An 18,261-nucleotide genomic window follows, 5' to 3' on the forward strand; every position below is an offset into this window, starting at 1 on the left:
GATGAGTTTTATGTTTATGTAACTTGGCATATTTATGAATCAAAAATTTAAACTTCATATTGCATTGGCGCTGATATTAGTGACTTTTTTAATTAGTCTATTTGATCTTGATGCCAGCAGCATTACTGGAGTAGCTGTATTTAAAAAATATCATAGTTTTTTCCAAGTAGCATCTTTAGCACTAGTTGCCTCTCTTTTTTTCTTCCCTACTTCACAATTAATAAAATATCTTTCTATTTTTTGCGTAGGCGCACCACTGCTGAAAATTATTGTAACTATCATTCAGATTTTTTTAGACAATACATATATAAATAAATTAGTAACTGGCGCATTAGAGTGGACCCTGTGGGTAGAACTTATTCTGAGGATTTCTACAGTTATCATCCTCATAAGCTATAAACCCAAGGAATCCTCTGATCCCCAGTCTTGATCTCTCATAAAATACAATGGATGGTTTTAATGGTGGAGATAAGCGGGATCGAACCGCTGACCTCTTGCATGCCATGCAAGCGCTCTCCCAGCTGAGCTATACCCCCGAAATCTCGCAATAACACTACAAGACACTTAAAACAGTTAATTATTCTAGCCTATTTTTATGCGAACGCGCAAATTGCTAGCTGACCACCTTGGAGAGCCTTTTAATAGCTTCATCTTTGCCCAAAATTACCAATACTGAGTCAATAGCGGGTGTTTGAGTGCTAGCGAATAATGCATATCGTACTGGCATTGCCAAAGCAGGCATTTTGATTTGATGTTGAGTCAAGATTTGCTTAAAGACAGTGCTATAGGCTTCTTTTGTTGCTTCTGTATTGCCTAAAATTTTAATGAGATCTTTCAGTGCAGGAATAATAGCTTCTGGAATATTCTCAGCGATTTGTTCGGGGAGATGATTGGGTGCAGGCAAATAAAACAGTTTTGTCGCCTCAGCAATTTCGAGTAATGTATTAGCACGATCTTTCATTAGCCCCACTACTTGGACAAAATCTGGACCATTTTCAGTATCAATACCAAGCTCCTGTGCAAAAGGTTTAGTTAGCTCAGCCAGTCTAACAGCATCTAAATGTTGAATATATTGATGATTTAACCAAAGTAATTTTTCAGGATTATGTTGGGCGGGAGATCGTCCCAAACTTTCTAAATCAAACCATTGGACAAATTGTTCCTTAGTGAATACTTCAGCATCGCCATGTGACCATCCTAGGCGAGCCAAATAGTTGAGAATCGCTTCCGGTAGGAATCCAGCCTTTTGATAATCCCGAACGCTCATGGCGCCATTACGCTTACTCATCTTTTCACCAGCGTCATTTAAGACCGTTGGCAGATGCGCATAAATTGGAGGGATTCCACCCAAAGCCTTCATGATATTGATTTGCCTTGGTGTGTTGTTTACGTGATCATCCCCTCGAATAACATGCGTAATTTTCATATCCAGATCATCAACAACAACGCAAAAGTTATAGGTTGGCGTGCCATCAGGACGGGCTATGACTAGATCATCCAACTCATCATTGCTAATCTCAATCTGACCTTTAACCGCGTCATCCCAAATGACTGATCCGCCAATAGGATTTTTGAAGCGAATGACAGGAAGAATCCCTTGAGGTATTGGAGGAAGAGCCTTCCCCTCTTCAGGTCTCCATAGGCCGTTATAACAGGGCTTTTCTTTATTTGCCATTTGAACATCGCGAAGTCTGTTAAGTTCTTCTTCGCTCATGTAGCAGGGATAAGCATAACCTGCTTCAAGCATTTGTTTAATTACCTCGCGATACCGATCAATACGTTGCATTTGATAGATTGGTCCCTCATCTAAATCGAGACCAAGCCAAGCCATACCTTCGATGATGACGTCTACCGCTTCTTGTGATGAACGTTCTAAATCAGTATCTTCAATACGTAAAATAAAAGCACCCTTATTATGGCGTGCAAAGGCCCAGGGGTAAAGAGCGCTACGAAGGTTTCCTAGATGTATAAAACCTGTAGGACTGGGGGCAAAACGTGTACGAATATGCATAAGCCTTATTATCTCAGGTCGTGAATATACACAGCAAAATCTAAAAAAGTGGATACTTTGGTCTATGAATGAATTGCTTGTGTTTATATGTGATGGCGCACCAGTCCGCGGGGAAATAGTCTCAATTAGTTCTGCTTGGCAAGCGGTTCTAGAGCGGCGCACTGACCCGCCGGCCGTCCGCCGGATTCTGGGTGATTTTGTTGGGGCTGCCACCCTTTTAAGCGCAAGTCTAAAGTTTGAGGGAACCCTCATTATTCAAGCCCAAAGTAAGGGTCCAATACAGCTATTGGTAGTTGAATGTAAATCGGACTTAAGCATGCGTGCTACGGTCAAGCTATCAGTTGATCCAGCCGAAATTGCGCCTAATGCTACCTTGGGAGAGCTATTGGATGCTACTCTTACCGGAAGACTAGTCATTACCCTTGACCCCAAGGATCGAGAACCCGGTCAACAGCCATATCAAGGTATTGTTGCCCTTCAAGAACAGCATGGGACCTTTATCAAGCCTGTTACTAGTGCCTCAGAAGCGATTGCCCTATACATGCAGAACTCAGAGCAACTTGATACTCGTATCTGGTTAAGCTCAAATGAAACCCATATTGGAGGCTTATTACTGCAGCGTCTGCCAAATTCAGGCGGTCATGCACACCTTGATCCTCAAATTGCTGCTGAAGGCTGGTCAAGAATTCAGGCTTTGGGTGAAACCATTACCGAAGCAGAGCTATTAAATTTACCGCCAGCTACCATCTTACGTCGTCTATTTCTTGAAGAATCAACAGAAAATGGTGTACGAAGCTTCCCTTCACGTCCTATACGATTTGCATGTAGCTGTTCACGTACTAAAGTTGCTGATGTATTAAGAATGCTAGGAGAAGAGGAAGTCCAGAGCATCCTAGTTGAACAGGGTCATGTTGAAACCGTCTGTGATTTTTGTGCCCAGCCATACCAATTTGATGCGGTTGATTGTCAGCAGGTATTTAAAACTGATTTATTAAGTGATGCCACTAGGCCACCGTCTGGGGGCCACTAACTAAGCAACTTATTGCTTGGCAGTGGTCTGCTTAGGGCTATCATCGGAATTACTTGATGAAGGCTTGTCTCCGGGCAAAATTTGCACAAAAAATTCCCCCTCCTTGATTAGCCCATGCTCAACTCGAGAACGCTCTTCAATTGCACGAGTACCATCTTTTAAGTCTTTGACGTCACCAGCCAATTTTGCATTACGCAAAGCCAAGAGGCTGTTTTTTGCCTCTTGTAACTCAACCTGCTTCTCCATCTCGAAGACCTTAATCCAGCCGCCCTTACCTAACCAAAGTGGGTATTGGATTGCGATCAACAATAACAGCATGGAGTAAATGATTATTCGCATAATCTAATAGATCGGCTTATGGATTAACGTTTGAGATTATAGAAAACGGATTTACCAGGATAGCTTACAACATCACCCAAATCTTCTTCGATACGAAGTAGTTGGTTATATTTAGCAATACGATCTGATCGTGACAATGAACCTGTTTTAATTTGTCCAGCATTGGTTCCAACCGCAATATCTGCAATTGTATTGTCTTCGGTTTCCCCAGAGCGATGCGAAATGATGGCTGTGTAATTTGCGCGTTTAGCCATTTCAATTGCAGCAAAGGTTTCAGTCAAGGTTCCAATTTGATTAATCTTAATGAGAATCGAATTTGCAACACCCTTCTCAATGCCTTCTTTCAGAATGCGAGTATTTGTAACAAATAAATCATCACCAACTAATTGGATTTTCTTGCCTAACTTTTGAGTAATATCCACCCATCCATCCCAATCAGCCTCATGCATACCATCCTCAATGGACACGATGGGGAATTGATCTGCTAGTTGGCCTAAGTAATCTGAGAACTCACTTGATGATAATTGCAGTCCCTCACCTGATAAGTGGTACTTCCCATCTTTATAAAATTCACTTGCCGCACAATCTAATGCCAATAAGACATCTTCTCCAGCTTGGTAACCAGCACCTTCAATCGCTTTTAAGATAGTTTGTAAACATTCAGTATTGCTTTTAAAGTTCGGGGCAAAACCGCCCTCGTCACCTACCGAAGTAGGCATCCCCCGAGACTCTAAGATCTTTTTTAATTCATGAAAAATTTCAGCACCACAACGCAATGCTTCGCGGAAGCTTTGTGCACCTACTGGCATCACCATAAATTCCTGAATATCCAAACTATTATTTGCGTGGGCACCACCATTCACAATGTTCATCATGGGAACGGGTAATTGCATACCGCCAGAACCACCAAAGTAACGATACAAAGGCAATCCAGCTTCCTCGGCTGCTGCTCTAGCTACTGCCATTGAGACTGCAAGAGTAGCATTGGCGCCTAGGCGAGCTTTGTTATGAGTACCATCCAATTCGTTCAAGGTATGATCTAAAAAGGCTTGTTCACTTGCATCAAGGCCTAAGATGGATTCTGCAATTTCAATATTAATATTTTGAACGGCATTTAGAACCCCCTTGCCTAGATAACGTGACTTATCTCCATCGCGCAATTCTATCGCTTCACGTGAACCTGTTGATGCACCTGATGGAACAGCTGCGCGGCCCATTACTCCTGATTCAAGTAGTACATCACATTCAACCGTTGGATTTCCACGTGAATCTAAAATTTCTCTACCGATAATATCAACAATGGCGCTCATGCACCTTCTCCTTAAAGCAATATAAAATGGGACTATTAAATTCTTTTATTTAAAGCTATCTTCTAAATAAGAATCGCTATCCTTGATGACTGAATCAATGGCTAATAGTGACTCAAGCAATTCTTTCATGCGACCCAACGGAACTGCATTAGGGCCGTCTGATAATGCTTTGGCTGGATTTGGATGTGTCTCCATGAACAGGCCACTAATACCTACAGCAACTGCTGCCCTAGCTAAAACAGGAACAAACTCACATTGACCACCACTCGAGTGTCCTTGTCCACCAGGTAGCTGAACTGAATGGGTGGCATCAAAAACAACGGGCGCTTTAGAGGCACGCATAATTGCAAGGCTGCGCATATCAGAAACTAAATTGTTATATCCAAATGAAGCGCCACGTTCACAAACCATAAATTGATCTGGCAGGTTTTCTTCTGCGGCAGCAGCTCTCGCTTTATCAATCACATTAAGCATGTCATGGGGGGACAGGAATTGCCCTTTTTTGAAATTAACGGGTTTGCCGCTTTGTGCGCAAGCGCGAATGAAGTTAGTTTGTCTACATAAAAAAGCAGGGGTTTGAAGAACATCAACAACTTTTGATACCGCATCAATCTCGCTAATATCATGAACATCAGTTAAAACAGGAACTCCCACTTGCTTCTTAACTTTTGCCAAAATTTCTAAACCCTTTTCCATTCCTAAGCCACGAAAAGAATCGCCTGAAGAGCGATTAGCTTTATCAAAAGAGGATTTATAGATAAATGGAATCTTTAGGGCACTAGTGATTTCTTTTAAGTGTCCCGCAACATCAATAGCTGATTGTTCAGATTCAATCACGCAAGTGCCAGCTATTAAAAAAAAGCGCTGGTCTAGGCCAATATCGAAACCGCATAGTTTGAATGTACTCATAGACTCCTCTTAGGCAACTTGCTTTAAAGCAGCATTTTGATGCACTAGAGCTGCGTTAATGAATGCAAAGAATAAGGGATGACCATCACGGGGTGTCGAGGTAAATTCTGGGTGAAATTGAACACCAAAAAACCATGGATGAATGGATTCTGGAAGCTCCATCATTTCAGGTAAAGATTCATTAGGTGTTCTAGCAGAGATAATTAAACCAGATTCTTCAAGTTGCGGAACATAAATATTATTGACCTCATAGCGATGGCGATGCCGCTCATTTACTTCTGAGCCATAAATAGAACTTGCTAAGGTACCTGATTTCACTGGACAACGTTGTGAGCCAAGGCGCATTGTGCCTCCAAGATCAGATGAATTATTACGCTTCTCAACCTGCCCTTCTCTGTCCATCCACTCCGTAATCAAAGCAATTACTGGATTTTTGGTCTGGGGATCAAACTCAGTACTATTGGCCCTGGCAATGTTGGCAACATGACGAGCAAATTCAATCACCGCTAACTGCATACCCAAACAGATGCCTAAATATGGAACGCGGTTCTCTCGCGCATAGCGTATAGCCGAAATCTTACCTTCCGTACCCCGTTTACCAAATCCACCAGGCACCAAGATCGCATCTAATTTCTTCAGGCAATCAATACCATCTTTTTCTATGGTTTCAGAGTCAATATAATTAATGTTTACTTTTGTATGAGTGTGAATGCCGGCATGACGCAGAGCTTCTATGAGTGATTTATAAGATTCTGTCAGTTCTACGTATTTACCAACCATTCCAATCGTCACATCATATTGTGGATTGGCCATTTGATAAACTAAGTTTGCCCAAACAGAAAGATCAGCGGGTTTAGCATCTAACTCTAATTCTCGACAAATTAAATCGTCCATCTTTTGAGCGTAAAGCATCTCAGGAATTTTATAAATCGTATCTACGTCCCAAACAGAAATAACAGCTTCTTCACGAACATTAGAGAACAAAGAAATTTTTGCGCGCTCATCCGCCGGAATAGGTCTATCAGCACGGCAAAGTAAAACAGTTGGCATGATGCCAATTTCGCGTAATTTCTGCACGGAATGCTGTGTAGGCTTAGTTTTTAACTCGCCCGCGCTACTGATAAATGGGACTAAAGTTAGGTGAACAAAGGCGCAGCAGTGAGGTGGAAGACGCAAGCTCATCTGCCTTGCAGCTTCTAAAAAAGGTAATGATTCAATATCGCCGACAGTACCGCCAATTTCGCAAATAGCAATATCAGCATTCCCATCATGACTTGCTTTAGCCCCACGCTCTACAAAAGCCTGAATCTCGTTAGTAATATGTGGAATCACTTGTACAGTTTTTCCTAAATATTCACCTCGCCGTTCTTTACTAATCACTGACTCATAGATCTGTCCAGTAGTGAAATTATTGCTCTTGCGCATCTTCGCAGATACAAAACGCTCATAGTGACCAAGATCTAAGTCAGTCTCTGCACCATCTTCAGTTACAAAAACTTCTCCATGCTGGAGCGGGCTCATAGTGCCAGGATCAACATTGATATACGGATCTAATTTTAGAAGGGTGACTTTCAGGCCGCGTGATTCAAGAATCGCGGCAAGCGAGGCAGCTGCGATTCCTTTCCCTAAAGAAGAAACCACACCACCAGTGACAAAAACGTATTTGGTCATCGCTTAAGCTCTGTTGGAAATAGTAAGTATAACTACACCTAAAAAACCCACGGAAATTAATAAATGTGTAATATTGATAGATCTTTATCAAATTCCTTGAATTTCAGCCAAAATGCGCCTTCTTTTTGCAATCTTCATCGCCCTGCTCTCCCTTTTTTACTTACTCCCCTTCGCCATCGCATTTAATAGAAAAAGGGCAAACACAGGAGCTATATTTGTTTTAAATCTATTTCTTGGTTGGTCATTGATCGGTTGGGTAGTCGCCCTAGTTTGGGCGCTTAAGGCTGAGCAAACCTTATAGGCACTAGGCCAGATTTACCTAGACAGCTTGAATTATCCCAAAAGACTCTATTTCAGGTGTTTTTAGTTGCTTAAACTCTTATATAAGACTTAATTTAGTAACTATAATCAACCTAAGCGGGAGAAAATCCCCATTTATTCTTTCTATTGATTACTTTTACCTCATAGGAAACATTATGTTTGAAGCATACAACGCCCATGTTGCTCAACGAGCAGCCCTTGGTATTCCAGCCCTCCCATTAAGCAAGGATCAAACTGCTGAATTGGTAAAAATGTTAAAAAATCCACCAGCCGGTAAGGAGTCTGAGTTAGTTGAATTAATTACTAATCGTGTGCCCGCAGGCGTTGATGAGGCGGCTAAAGTAAAAGCTGAATTTTTAGATGCAGTAGCTAAGGGTGCAGAAAAGTCACCCTTGATCTCAAAAATAAAAGCCACTGAACTACTTGGAACCATGCTGGGTGGCTACAACATCAAGCCACTGGTTGAGTTGCTGTCGGATGTTGAATGCGGCACCACAGCAGCAGAAGCCCTGAAGAAAACTCTCTTAATGTTCGACTACTTTAATGACGTACAAGAGCTCGCAGAAAAAGGGAATGTAAATGCAAAAGCAGTAATGAAGAGCTGGGCAGATGCTGAATGGTTTACAAGTCGCCCTGCAGTTCCAAAAAACATGAAACTCACAGTTTTCAAAGTTACAGGTGAAACCAATACTGATGATCTTTCTCCAGCTCCAGATGCATGGAGCCGTCCAGATATTCCACTGCATGCAACTATTATGCTCAAAAATCCGCGTACTGGAATTGATCCTGACGAGTCTGGAGTTCGTGGCCCAATGAAACAGATTGCCACTTTACAAAAAAAGGGCAATCAAATTGCTTATGTAGGCGATGTTGTGGGTACGGGTTCTTCACGCAAATCAGCAACGAATTCAGTACTTTGGTGGACCGGCCAAGATATTCCTTTTGTCCCTAATAAACGTTTTGGTGGAGTATGTTTGGGCGGAAATATTGCTCCGATCTTCTTTAACACCATGGAAGACTCCGGCGCTTTGCCAATTGAGTTAGATGTATCTCAGATGAACATGGGCGATGAAATTGAGTTACGTCCATATGAAGGCAAAGTATTTAAAAATGGCCAAGAAATCACGAGTTTTACTCTAAAGTCACCGGTGATTCTTGATGAAGTTCGTGCAGGCGGTCGTATTCCATTGATCGTCGGCCGAGGTTTAACAGCCAAAGCACGTGCAGCACTTGGTCTCCCAGCCTCTACTGATTTCAGGGTGCCTATTAGCCCACCTGATAGCAGCAAAGGTTTCAGTTTGGCCCAAAAAATGGTTGGTCGTGCCTGTGGTTTGCCCGAGGGTCAAGGGGTTCGCCCTGGCACCTATTGTGAGCCTCACATGACAACCGTTGGATCGCAAGATACAACAGGTCCAATGACTCGCGATGAATTAAAGGACTTGGCTTGTTTAGGCTTCTCATCAGATCTCGTGATGCAATCTTTTTGCCATACCTCTGCTTATCCAAAACCAGTTGATATTCGTACGCAGCATGAGCTACCTCCATTCATGACCAATCGTGGCGGCGTTGCATTACGTCCAGGTGATGGCGTTATTCATAGTTGGTTAAACCGCTTGTTACTACCTGATACCTGTGGCACTGGTGGTGACAGCCATACTCGCTTTCCAATTGGCATCTCTTTTCCTGCGGGTTCTGGCTTGGTTGCATTCGCGGCTGCTACTGGCGTAATGCCCTTAGATATGCCTGAATCAGTATTAATTCGTTTCAAAGGAAAAATGCAGCCTGGCATTACTTTACGGGATCTCGTTAATGCCATTCCGTTATATGCAATCAAAAAAGGATTACTCACTGTTGCAAAACAAGGAAAAAAGAATATCTTCTCTGGTCGTATTCTTGAAATAGAGGGCTTACCAGATCTCAAGGTTGAGCAAGCATTTGAGTTATCAGATGCCTCAGCCGAACGTTCTGCTGGTGGATGCACGGTTCATTTGAACAAAGAGCCTATCATTGAGTACATGCAGTCCAACATCACTTTGATGAAGTGGATGATTGCCAATGGCTATGAGGATGAGCGTACATTAGGTCGACGTATCAAAGCCATGCAGGCATGGATTGCTAATCCACAGTTACTCAAGGCTGATGAGAATGCAGACTACGCTGAAATCATCGAAATCAATATTGATGAGATTAAAGAACCAATCCTGGCATGCCCCAACGATCCAGATGATGTGAAAATATTGTCTGAAGTTGCTGGTGACAAGATTGATGAAGTCTTTATAGGCTCATGTATGACAAATATTGGCCACTTCCGCGCTGCTGGTCAAGTATTACAAGGTAAGAAAGATATGCCGACCCGCTTATGGGTAGCACCCCCAACCAAGATGGACGCTATGATTCTGATGGAAGAGGGTTATTACGGCATGCTAGGTGCAGCTGGTGCACGCATGGAAAGTCCAGGTTGCTCACTCTGTATGGGTAACCAGGCACAAATCCGCAAAGGCTCTACAGCGGTATCGACTTCTACACGCAACTTCCCCAACCGCTTAGGTATTGATACACGAGTGTATTTGGCTTCTGCTGAATTGGCTGCTGTAGCAGCCTTTTTAGGTCGCCTACCTACACCTGGTGAGTACTTAGAACAAGTGAAGGCTCTCGATGCAAAGGCTAGTGATGTTTATAGATACATGAGCTTTGATAAAATCAAATCATTTAGCGACGTTGCTGACACTGTATCCGTTTAATACGCTTCATCTAAAAACCTAGTAATAGTTTGAAAAAAGCGATCAATTGATCGCTTTTTTACTATCTCGAATTCTTATATACAAAGCTTATTTTCCTGCCGTGCATTTTCACGACTAATACCTAAGACCCACTTATTAGTTGGCAGGCCAGTGTTATCTAAAATAACTCTGGCGCGTTTAGAAACATCTCTCCATTCCACCTCAAGCTTAGGTCCCTTAAAAGCGATGGCAACAACATTGCAATCATGGGACTCTGGAAACAATAAAACTCGATTATCAAAAGCCTCACAAATATTCTTGAGATTGATACCAAAACTTTTATGGCGTGAGAATAGATTAACTGTCATCACGCCCGGCTCATCCAGAATGCTATAACAGCCTTTATAAAAATCTAGCGAACTTGCAGCAGGTCCGTCACAGATAGCATCATAAAGATCTACCTGAACTGCGTCAAACTGAGCTCTATTTTTACTGGCTCTCACAAATGCTTGAGCGTCTACCTGGAGGGTTTCGAGCCTGCGATCATCATCAGGTGTAAAAAACATTGATCTTGCCGCTATGATTACTGCGGGGTTGAGTTCGACAACAGTAGTTTTGACCGCCGAGCAATAACGATGCTGAAATTTAGCTAGCGCACCGGTGCCCAGACCTAGTTGAGCAACCTTCATACCTGGCTTTGTTTCTAAAAATAATAGCCATGCCATCATTTGCTGGTTATATTCGAGGAAGATTTCATCTGGGTCTCGAATTCGCATCGCCCCTTGAATTAATTCACTACCAAAATGGAGATAGCGAATACCACCGCTTTCTGAAAACGTAACTGGCTCCATTGCAAGCAAAATTATTTAGCCCAGTGACGTGCGTTTCTAAATAGGCGCAGCCAAGGACTTGCTCCATCTGGGGTATTCAGCCAATCAGGTGGGCACCAGCTCATTTGCACCATTCTAAATACTCTCTCGGGGTGAGGCATCATCACTGTAAAACGACCATCTGGAGTAGTTACACCAGTAAGGCCATCCGGAGAACCATTTGGATTCATTGGGTAGACTTCAGTGAGATTGCCTTGGTGATCAACAAAACGTAAGGTAGCCAAGCCCTGCTTTTTTAAGTTATCTAAGTTGCCTTGTTGGCTGAAATTTGCAAAGCCTTCGCCGTGTGCAATAGCAATTGGTAGCTGGCTCCCTTCCATGCCCTGGGTAAAGATGGATGGTGAGGCCAGCACTTCTGTCATGACTAAACGAGCCTCATATTGCTCAGACTGATTGCGAGTGAACTTTGGCCATGTTTGAGCGCCAGGAATGATTCCCGAAAGATTACTCATCATTTGGCAGCCATTACATACGCCTAATGCAAAGCTATCTTGACTATTAAAAAAGCTTGAAAACTGATCACGTAATTGCTGATTAAATAAAATAGTTTTAGCCCAACCTTCTCCAGCACCAAGAACGTCTCCGTAACTAAAGCCACCGCAAGCAATCAATCCGCGGAAATCCTCTAACTTTGCTTTACCACTTAATAGATCAGACATATGGACATCAAAGCTATCAAAACCAGCCATGTTTACCGCATAGGCCATTTCTATATGAGAGTTAACGCCTTGTTCCCTCAATATGGCTACTTTAGGGCGAGCACCCTTTGAAATGAAGGGTGCTGCAACATCCTTAGTAAGATCAAAAGTTAACTTAGGTGACATCCCAGGATCAGATAAATTCTCTAGTAGAGAAAATTCAGAATCAGCACATGCAGGGTTATCGCGTAAGCGTGCAATTTGGTAACTGGTATTGGTCCATAATTTTTGGAGAACTTTGCGAGGCTCTGCAAAGATATTCTTTGCATCACACCATACCTCAATGCGGCCATTAGTATTGGTTTTAGCTATGACATGACTACAAGCGCTAAGACCTAATTTACGTAGTTTAGAAAATACTGCATCTCGATCTTCTCTTCGCACTTGAATAACGGCTCCCAATTCTTCACTGAAAAGAGCCCTTATGGTTTGCTCATGGCGACGTCCAGAAACTTGCTGTGCCCAATTCTTGGCATCCCCGTAGTCTGGTTCTTGATCAACATCGACTGCAATCATGTCTACGTTGATAGATATGCCAATGTGTGAAGCAAATGCCATTTCAGCTATACAGGCCAATAGACCACCATCAGAACGATCGTGATAGGCCAATAATTTATTCTCTTTTCGCAGTTCAATCATGGCTGCAGCCATTGCTTTTAAATCTTCTGGGTTATCAAGATCGGGGACTGACTTTCCAGATTGATTCAAAACTTGAGCCAAGATACTTCCAGCCATACGGTTCTTACCACGACCTAAATCAATCAGGATTAATTCGGTTTCTAAGCTAGAGCCATCTTGATTTTTGAGCTTGAGTAATGGGGTTGATGTTTTACGAACATCTCGTACTGGGGCAAATGCAGAAATAATGAGAGAGACTGGAGCAACTACCTTCTTGGACTCATTGCCATCACGCCATTCAGTAGACATTGACAAAGAATCTTTACCAACTGGAATGGATATTCCTAATGCAGGACATAACTCCATTCCAACTGCTTTAACTGAATCATATAACTTAGCATCTTCGCCAGGTGAACCACAAGCAGCCATCCAATTGGCTGATAATTTGACATCCTGAAGATGAGCAATATCTGCAGATAATAGATTCGTGATTGCTTCGCCTACGGCCATGCGTGCAGCCGCAGGTGCATCAATAACAGCTAGAGGCGTTCGCTCACCCATTGACATTACCTCGCCCCTATAGCCTTGGTAATCCATCAATGTGACAGCACAGTCAGCTACCGGCACTTGCCAAGGGCCCACAAATTGATCACGCGCATTTAAGCCCCCAACAGTTCTATCTCCAATCGTAATAAGGAAAGATTTGCTAGCGACAGTTGGTTGTTGTAAGACCCATGCAATGGCTTGAGATAAATCGATATCAGTAACATCTAGTTCTATGAATTCTTGATCGACCCTCTTGACATCACGATGCATGCGTGGCGGTTTACCAAGTAATACCTCCATAGGCATATTAATAGGTAATGCAGCATCGCTTCCTAGTAACTGTTTAGTATCATCCAATTGAAGCTGACGCTCTGCCGTCGCCTCACCAACAACAGAAAATGGGCAACGCTCACGTTCACATAAAGACTTAAATAAATTCAAATCTTGAGCGTCTATCGCTAAAACGTATCGCTCCTGAGATTCATTACACCAAATTTCAGCGGGGCTCATACCGCTCTCTTCCAAGGGAATGTTACGCAATTTAAATTTAGCGCCTAAGCCAGCGCCGTCTGCTAGCTCAGGAAAAGCATTGGATAGCCCGCCAGCACCTACATCATGTATTGAAACAATCGGATTGTTCTTGCCTAATGCACAACAGGCGTTAATGACCTCTTGGGCACGACGCTCCATTTCTGGATTACCTCGCTGGACAGAATCAAAATCTAAATCTGCAGTATTTGTTCCTGTGGCCACCGAACTTCCTGTAGCGCCGCCCATACCAATTCGCATTCCTGGCCCACCAAGCTGTATTAGTAAATGACCCGCTTGAATTGGCTTCTTTTCAGTATGGATGGACTCAATGCTACCGATTCCACCAGCAATCATGATGGGCTTGTGATAGCCGCGCCGAATTCCACCTAAGGTTTGTTCGAATACCCTGAAATAACCACCTAAAATTGGCCTACCGAATTCATTGTTGAATGCGGCCCCGCCCAAGGGGCCATCAATCATAATTTGTAAGGGTGTTGCAATTCGCTCTGGCTTGCCATAGAGCTCTCTTTCCCATGGCATTTCTGCACCAGGAATATTGAGATTTGACACTGAGAATCCTGTTAGCCCTGCTTTAGGGCGGCCGCCAACGCCTGTGGCCCCTTCATCGCGGATTTCACCACCCGCACCTGTTGACGCACCCGGAAAAGGAGCAATAGCAGTAGGATGATTATGCGTTTCCACCTTCATCAAGGTATGCACTAGGCGGGTATCTTTTTCGTAGCAGTGCTGAGCCCCTTGAGGAGCCCAAGTTTCAGCTTCACAGCCGGCCATAACAGCCGAATTATCTGAATAAGCAACAATCGTACCTTTTGGATTGAGTTGATGAGTATTGCGAATCATGGCGAACAATGAATGTTCTTGATCATCTCCATCAATAGTCCACGTAGAATTAAAAATCTTATGGCGACAATGCTCACTATTAGCTTGCGCAAACATCATTAGTTCAACATCACTTGGATTGCGCTCTAAACGTATAAAGCTCTTGGTAAGGTAGGCAACTTCGTCATCTGAGAGCGCTAAACCTAATTCTTTATTAGCTTTCTCAAGCGCAGATCGACCTTCAGTTAATACTGCAATACGGCTTAATGGTCGATCTTCAAGAACTCGATACAGTGCATTTGCATCATCAACCGATTGAATCACTACTTCTGTCATACGATCATGTAAAAGCGCTAAAACAATTAAGCTTTGTTCGGGACTTAAGGACTTTTTACTATGCCACGTAAATTGAATACCCCGCTCTATACGCAATATGTTTAAGCCGCATTGACGAGCAATATCAGTCGCTTTACTAGCCCACGGTGAGACCGTACCCAAGCGAGGTATGACAATGGCACTCTGATCGGACGATTTAGAAAATAAACTACTACTTCCTTGCGGCCTAAAGACAAATTTTTGTCCATAGGTCAGTAAGCTATTCAGAATTCCCTCTTCTTGTGGACTAAGTTCTTTATCTGACCATATAAAGTGAAGATATTGAGCCTCAATAGACTCAAGATTCACACCCTGCTTAACTAAGGAGCCTAAAAGTCGCTGTTGACGAAACTGGGATAGCGCATCTGCGCCGGGTAAAAAGAGAAAAAAAGCCATCCTTAGATTATAAGGTTTTGCCTACAGTAATTTCCCACCCTGAAGCTGTAATTGACGCTGACACCTGCTGGCTAAGGCTGGATCATGGGTCACTAAAATGAGGGTTGAATGATTGGCCTGATTTAGGTCAAAAAGTAGGTCAATGACCCTGTTGCCGCTTGCCTCATCAAGACTACCAGTTGGCTCATCTGCAAAGAGGATAGCGGGTTGATTAATAAAGGCCCGAGCTAAAGCCACACGTTGCTGCTCCCCACCAGATAAAGTCTTTGGAAAATGCTTCAAACGATCTATCAGCCCTACTTTGTCAAGCCAGAGAGTAGCCTTGTTTTTTGCATCTAGATCCCCCTTCAGTTCAGCGGGAAGCATGACATTTTCCAAAGCATTTAAGTGAGGTAGCAATTGGAATGCTTGGAAGACAAAACCGACATGGGAAGCCCTTAGGCTTGCACGACCATCCTCATTTAATTGATTGAGATCTTGCCCCATCATTACGACATTTCCCGCTGTAGGGGTATCTAGACCCGCCAAAAGGCTCAATAAAGTACTTTTTCCTGACCCCGAGCTACCTGTAATGGCAACGCTTTCACCTTGATAGAGATCAAAACAAATGTCGTGCAAAATGTCCAGTGCGCCATCGCTAGATATAACCTGCTTGCCCAGATGGTATGCACTAAGAACTTTGATTGAATTACTCATAAACGCCGATACTATATATCTCTTAAATAATGAATCAACAATATTACTGCCGTGTTTTTGGAAGAGGATTTATTAAACTAGCTCTATTTTGCCTGTTTATGCCGATTGTTACATTGGCTCAGGCAAATTCAACTATTTTGGTTATGGGAGATAGCCTCTCTGCTGAGTATGGATTATTACGCGGAACAGGTTGGGTAAAGCTTTTAGAAGATCAATTACAAAAGCAAGCAAGCCCATGGATTATCTTTAATGCGAGCATTAGTGGCGAAACCAGCTCAGGGGGTCTGACCCGACTTCCCACACTATTAAAGCAAAAGAAGCCTGGGATTGTATTCCTTGAGTTAGGTGCCAATGATGCATTACGAGGGTTATCGATTGATCAAACTGAAAAAAATCTTCGCAAGATGATTCAAATGAGTAAGCAATCAGGAGCAAAGGTATTACTTTTTGGTATTCAGATACCGCCCAATTATGGGCAAGATTATACAAATCGATTTAAAGCAATGTATCCGAAACTAGCAAATCAAGAAGGTATTGAATTGTTACCATTCTTTTTAAAAGATATTGCCTCTCAAAAAGAATACTTTCAAACAGACAATATTCATCCTAATGAAAAGGCACAGACATTCTTGTTTAGGAATGTCTGGGATGCCATGAGCCCTTACCAGAACTTACTAAAGAGTAAGTGAATCAATTGCAGTTAACTGCCAGTGCCTGTATTGGCTGGTTTAAGAGGATTGATGATCTTCACATTAGCAGACTCACGCCAATAGGACATGAATCCCGCAAACTCTGATTGGGCTGTAAGTGACTGTATCTGTGTGGCCTGTGCTTTATATACTCTGGCATCACCACTGGGCGGCTGACGGACTTGATTAATCCGATATAAGGTAGTTCCAACACCAGGATTAGATACCGAAACTACTGCGGGCAATTTATCAGGATTAATAGACATCACATCATCTAAGGCAGGCCCTAATAGATTAGATGGTTTATTGCGTGATACCCAAATAGGGCTAGCAAAACCAGTACTGATCTTTGGGTCTTTTTGTAGCGTTGCAAAACGCTCTGAAGCTGCTGTGATAGCCAACTTTTCGGCAGAGCGTTGGCTAACTTGACGTTTAACTTCTGTAGCAACATCCTTATAGGGGAGTGTTTGCGCTGGATGAAATGTTACTACCCTGGCGGATACAAAGACGCCTGGCGTAATCTGGACTGCTTCGATATTGCGTTTATTCTTAAGGGCTTCATCAGCAAATAGAGATTGCACAACTTTGGAGCTAGCCAGAGGATGGTCTTTAGTTAAAGAACTGATTCCGCTGCGAGTCAATCCCTTCTGACTCTGAATACTTAATCTCAATTTATCTGCTGTTGGTTTAAGGCTATCTGACTGGTCATATGTCAGATTAGCAAACTGATCTGCTTTTTCACTAAAAGCTTTGGCGTCTTCCTTGGGATCTGCTCTCAAAACGATGTATTCAACATCTATTAATTCTGAGGTCACAAAGAGCTTCGCATTAGCCTCATAGAAAGATTGCAGCTCTTCTTGACTAGGATTTACCTTAGATAAGTAATCCTTCGCATCAAACTGTAAGGTTTGAACCTGACGCTCTGTTTCATAAAGCGTAGAAATAATTCCAGCTATTTTTGGGGAGGTTAACTCCGTTCTTGCAACCGAATTTAAAAGTTGATTAATCTTTAAGTCAAAAGCCTGGCTCGCATAGAACTGCTCTTCATTGAGGCCATTATTCGTTAAGAGCTGCTTGAAGCGTACATCATCAAAACTTCCATCAGGTTTGTAGAGAGCTTTGATTTGGGGAATATTTTGAAGACTTTTAATTAAGGTCTCTTTACTAACTTGAATCTGTAAATCCGTGACAGCGAAACCTAAGATTCTTTGTTGCAAAAGCTCACTCAATACTGCCTGACGAAATTGCAAACTTTGGGAAATTTGAAGGTTGCCACCAGCACGTTCAGCTTGGCGTTTTGCGCTCACCTCTACTTCTTGAGCGGTAATTGGCTTACCGTTAACCTTCACCAAGTCAGTTTCTTTATCCAAGAATCCTGAGTAACTAGAAATACCGAAAAAAGCAAAAGAAGGAACGATGACCAGCATTAGTGCAAATTGCATTAATCTTTGGTGCCTGCGGATAGTATCAAACATGTAGTGGTTCGCTAGTCAAAATAATGAATGACATTAGTTTACTAGGCACAAGAGTATCAAGGTTGGGATACCTTAAAAAGCCAAGATAAAACTAGAAATTTGGTGGGCGCTGACGGGATCGAACCGCCGACATTCTGCGTGTAAGGCAGACGCTCTACCATCTGAGCTAAGCGCCCCAATTTAATACAGCCCAAAT

Annotated in this window: 14 protein-coding genes and 2 tRNA genes; 5 read left to right on the plus strand and 11 right to left on the minus strand. The window is 42.7% G+C overall.

What is annotated here, in order from left to right; genetic code table 11:
- Window positions 1–34: 34 nt before the first annotated feature.
- Window positions 35–430, plus strand: coding sequence for a hypothetical protein (locus ABWP14_RS06300; protein ID WP_353202120.1), 396 nt, complete (start codon window positions 35–37; stop codon window positions 428–430).
- Window positions 431–460: 30 nt separating this feature from the next.
- On the opposite strand, the gene ABWP14_RS06305 is transcribed toward ABWP14_RS06300, so the two are convergent.
- Window positions 461–536, minus strand: a tRNA-Ala gene (locus tag ABWP14_RS06305).
- Between the two features lie 77 nt (window positions 537–613).
- Window positions 614–2,011 (minus strand): glutamate--tRNA ligase, encoded by a 1,398-nt coding sequence (gltX, locus tag ABWP14_RS06310; protein ID WP_353202121.1) that lies wholly within the window; start codon window positions 2,009–2,011, stop codon window positions 614–616.
- Window positions 2,012–2,075: 64 nt separating this feature from the next.
- Between gltX and hslO the strand changes: the two genes are divergently transcribed.
- Entirely contained in the window at window positions 2,076–3,041 is a 966-nt protein-coding gene (gene hslO / locus ABWP14_RS06315) for an Hsp33 family molecular chaperone HslO (RefSeq protein WP_353202122.1), read from the plus strand.
- Window positions 3,042–3,050: 9 nt separating this feature from the next.
- On the opposite strand, the gene ftsB is transcribed toward hslO, so the two are convergent.
- Genes ftsB through pyrG form a run of 4 tightly spaced genes read right to left on the minus strand, consistent with a single transcriptional unit; the run spans window position 3,051 to window position 7,270 of the window.
- Window positions 3,051–3,380: a cell division protein FtsB gene (gene ftsB, locus ABWP14_RS06320; protein ID WP_353202123.1), complete on the minus strand. Its 330-nt coding sequence runs from the start codon at window positions 3,378–3,380 to the stop codon at window positions 3,051–3,053.
- 23 nt (window positions 3,381–3,403) lie between these two features.
- Complete coding sequence (eno, locus tag ABWP14_RS06325; protein WP_353202124.1) at window positions 3,404–4,690, minus strand: phosphopyruvate hydratase; 1,287 nt, start codon at window positions 4,688–4,690, stop codon at window positions 3,404–3,406.
- A gap of 45 nt (window positions 4,691–4,735) precedes the next feature.
- Window positions 4,736–5,599, minus strand: a complete 864-nt coding sequence (gene kdsA, locus ABWP14_RS06330; protein ID WP_353202125.1) for a 3-deoxy-8-phosphooctulonate synthase — start codon at window positions 5,597–5,599, stop codon at window positions 4,736–4,738.
- A 9-nt stretch (window positions 5,600–5,608) separates the two neighbouring features.
- The gene (pyrG, locus tag ABWP14_RS06335; protein WP_353202126.1) at window positions 5,609–7,270 is read right to left on the minus strand and encodes a CTP synthase; all 1,662 of its coding nucleotides are present in this window, start codon (window positions 7,268–7,270) and stop codon (window positions 5,609–5,611) included.
- Between the two features lie 112 nt (window positions 7,271–7,382).
- On the opposite strand from pyrG, the gene ABWP14_RS06340 reads away from it, so the two are divergent.
- Window positions 7,383–7,571 (plus strand): superinfection immunity protein, encoded by a 189-nt coding sequence (locus ABWP14_RS06340; protein WP_353202127.1) that lies wholly within the window; start codon window positions 7,383–7,385, stop codon window positions 7,569–7,571.
- Window positions 7,572–7,746: 175 nt separating this feature from the next.
- Complete coding sequence (locus tag ABWP14_RS06345) at window positions 7,747–10,332, plus strand: bifunctional aconitate hydratase 2/2-methylisocitrate dehydratase (protein WP_353202128.1); 2,586 nt, start codon at window positions 7,747–7,749, stop codon at window positions 10,330–10,332.
- Between the two features lie 74 nt (window positions 10,333–10,406).
- Here ABWP14_RS06345 and ABWP14_RS06350 read toward each other — a convergent pair whose 3' ends face one another.
- From ABWP14_RS06350 to ABWP14_RS06360, 3 genes are read right to left on the minus strand one after another with little or no spacing between them, the layout of a single operon-like run.
- Complete coding sequence (locus ABWP14_RS06350; RefSeq protein ID WP_353202129.1) at window positions 10,407–11,162, minus strand: spermine/spermidine synthase domain-containing protein; 756 nt, start codon at window positions 11,160–11,162, stop codon at window positions 10,407–10,409.
- Window positions 11,163–11,173: 11 nt separating this feature from the next.
- Complete coding sequence (gene purL / locus ABWP14_RS06355; protein ID WP_353202130.1) at window positions 11,174–15,205, minus strand: phosphoribosylformylglycinamidine synthase; 4,032 nt, start codon at window positions 15,203–15,205, stop codon at window positions 11,174–11,176.
- Window positions 15,206–15,226: 21 nt separating this feature from the next.
- Entirely contained in the window at window positions 15,227–15,901 is a 675-nt protein-coding gene (locus tag ABWP14_RS06360; protein ID WP_353202131.1) for an ABC transporter ATP-binding protein, read from the minus strand.
- A gap of 29 nt (window positions 15,902–15,930) precedes the next feature.
- On the opposite strand from ABWP14_RS06360, the gene ABWP14_RS06365 reads away from it, so the two are divergent.
- Complete coding sequence (locus ABWP14_RS06365; protein WP_353202132.1) at window positions 15,931–16,590, plus strand: arylesterase; 660 nt, start codon at window positions 15,931–15,933, stop codon at window positions 16,588–16,590.
- Between the two features lie 11 nt (window positions 16,591–16,601).
- On the opposite strand, the gene ABWP14_RS06370 is transcribed toward ABWP14_RS06365, so the two are convergent.
- Together ABWP14_RS06370 and ABWP14_RS06375 are read right to left on the minus strand one after the other, a co-directional pair.
- Complete coding sequence (locus tag ABWP14_RS06370) at window positions 16,602–18,032, minus strand: peptidylprolyl isomerase (RefSeq protein WP_502930151.1); 1,431 nt, start codon at window positions 18,030–18,032, stop codon at window positions 16,602–16,604.
- A gap of 133 nt (window positions 18,033–18,165) precedes the next feature.
- A tRNA-Val gene (locus tag ABWP14_RS06375) sits at window positions 18,166–18,241 on the minus strand.
- Window positions 18,242–18,261 lie beyond the last annotated feature (20 nt).

It is taken from the genome of Polynucleobacter sp., assembly GCF_040400325.1.
Lineage (GTDB): Bacteria > Pseudomonadota > Gammaproteobacteria > Burkholderiales > Burkholderiaceae > Polynucleobacter.

Coding starts and splice junctions, on each gene's coding strand:
- purL (WP_353202130.1), bottom strand. CDS start 15,205: ATGGCTTTTTTTCTCTTTTTACCCGGCGCAGATGCGCTATCCCAGTTT.
- gltX (WP_353202121.1), bottom strand. CDS start 2,011: ATGCATATTCGTACACGTTTTGCCCCCAGTCCTACAGGTTTTATACAT.
- ABWP14_RS06370 (WP_502930151.1), bottom strand. CDS start 18,032: ATGCAATTTGCACTAATGCTGGTCATCGTTCCTTCTTTTGCTTTTTTC.
- hslO (WP_353202122.1), top strand. CDS start 2,076: ATGAATGAATTGCTTGTGTTTATATGTGATGGCGCACCAGTCCGCGGG.
- ABWP14_RS06360 (WP_353202131.1), bottom strand. CDS start 15,901: ATGAGTAATTCAATCAAAGTTCTTAGTGCATACCATCTGGGCAAGCAG.
- ftsB (WP_353202123.1), bottom strand. CDS start 3,380: ATGCGAATAATCATTTACTCCATGCTGTTATTGTTGATCGCAATCCAA.
- kdsA (WP_353202125.1), bottom strand. CDS start 5,599: ATGAGTACATTCAAACTATGCGGTTTCGATATTGGCCTAGACCAGCGC.
- pyrG (WP_353202126.1), bottom strand. CDS start 7,270: ATGACCAAATACGTTTTTGTCACTGGTGGTGTGGTTTCTTCTTTAGGG.
- ABWP14_RS06350 (WP_353202129.1), bottom strand. CDS start 11,162: ATGGAGCCAGTTACGTTTTCAGAAAGCGGTGGTATTCGCTATCTCCAT.
- ABWP14_RS06340 (WP_353202127.1), top strand. CDS start 7,383: ATGCGCCTTCTTTTTGCAATCTTCATCGCCCTGCTCTCCCTTTTTTAC.
- eno (WP_353202124.1), bottom strand. CDS start 4,690: ATGAGCGCCATTGTTGATATTATCGGTAGAGAAATTTTAGATTCACGT.
- ABWP14_RS06365 (WP_353202132.1), top strand. CDS start 15,931: ATGAATCAACAATATTACTGCCGTGTTTTTGGAAGAGGATTTATTAAA.
- ABWP14_RS06300 (WP_353202120.1), top strand. CDS start 35: ATGAATCAAAAATTTAAACTTCATATTGCATTGGCGCTGATATTAGTG.
- ABWP14_RS06345 (WP_353202128.1), top strand. CDS start 7,747: ATGTTTGAAGCATACAACGCCCATGTTGCTCAACGAGCAGCCCTTGGT.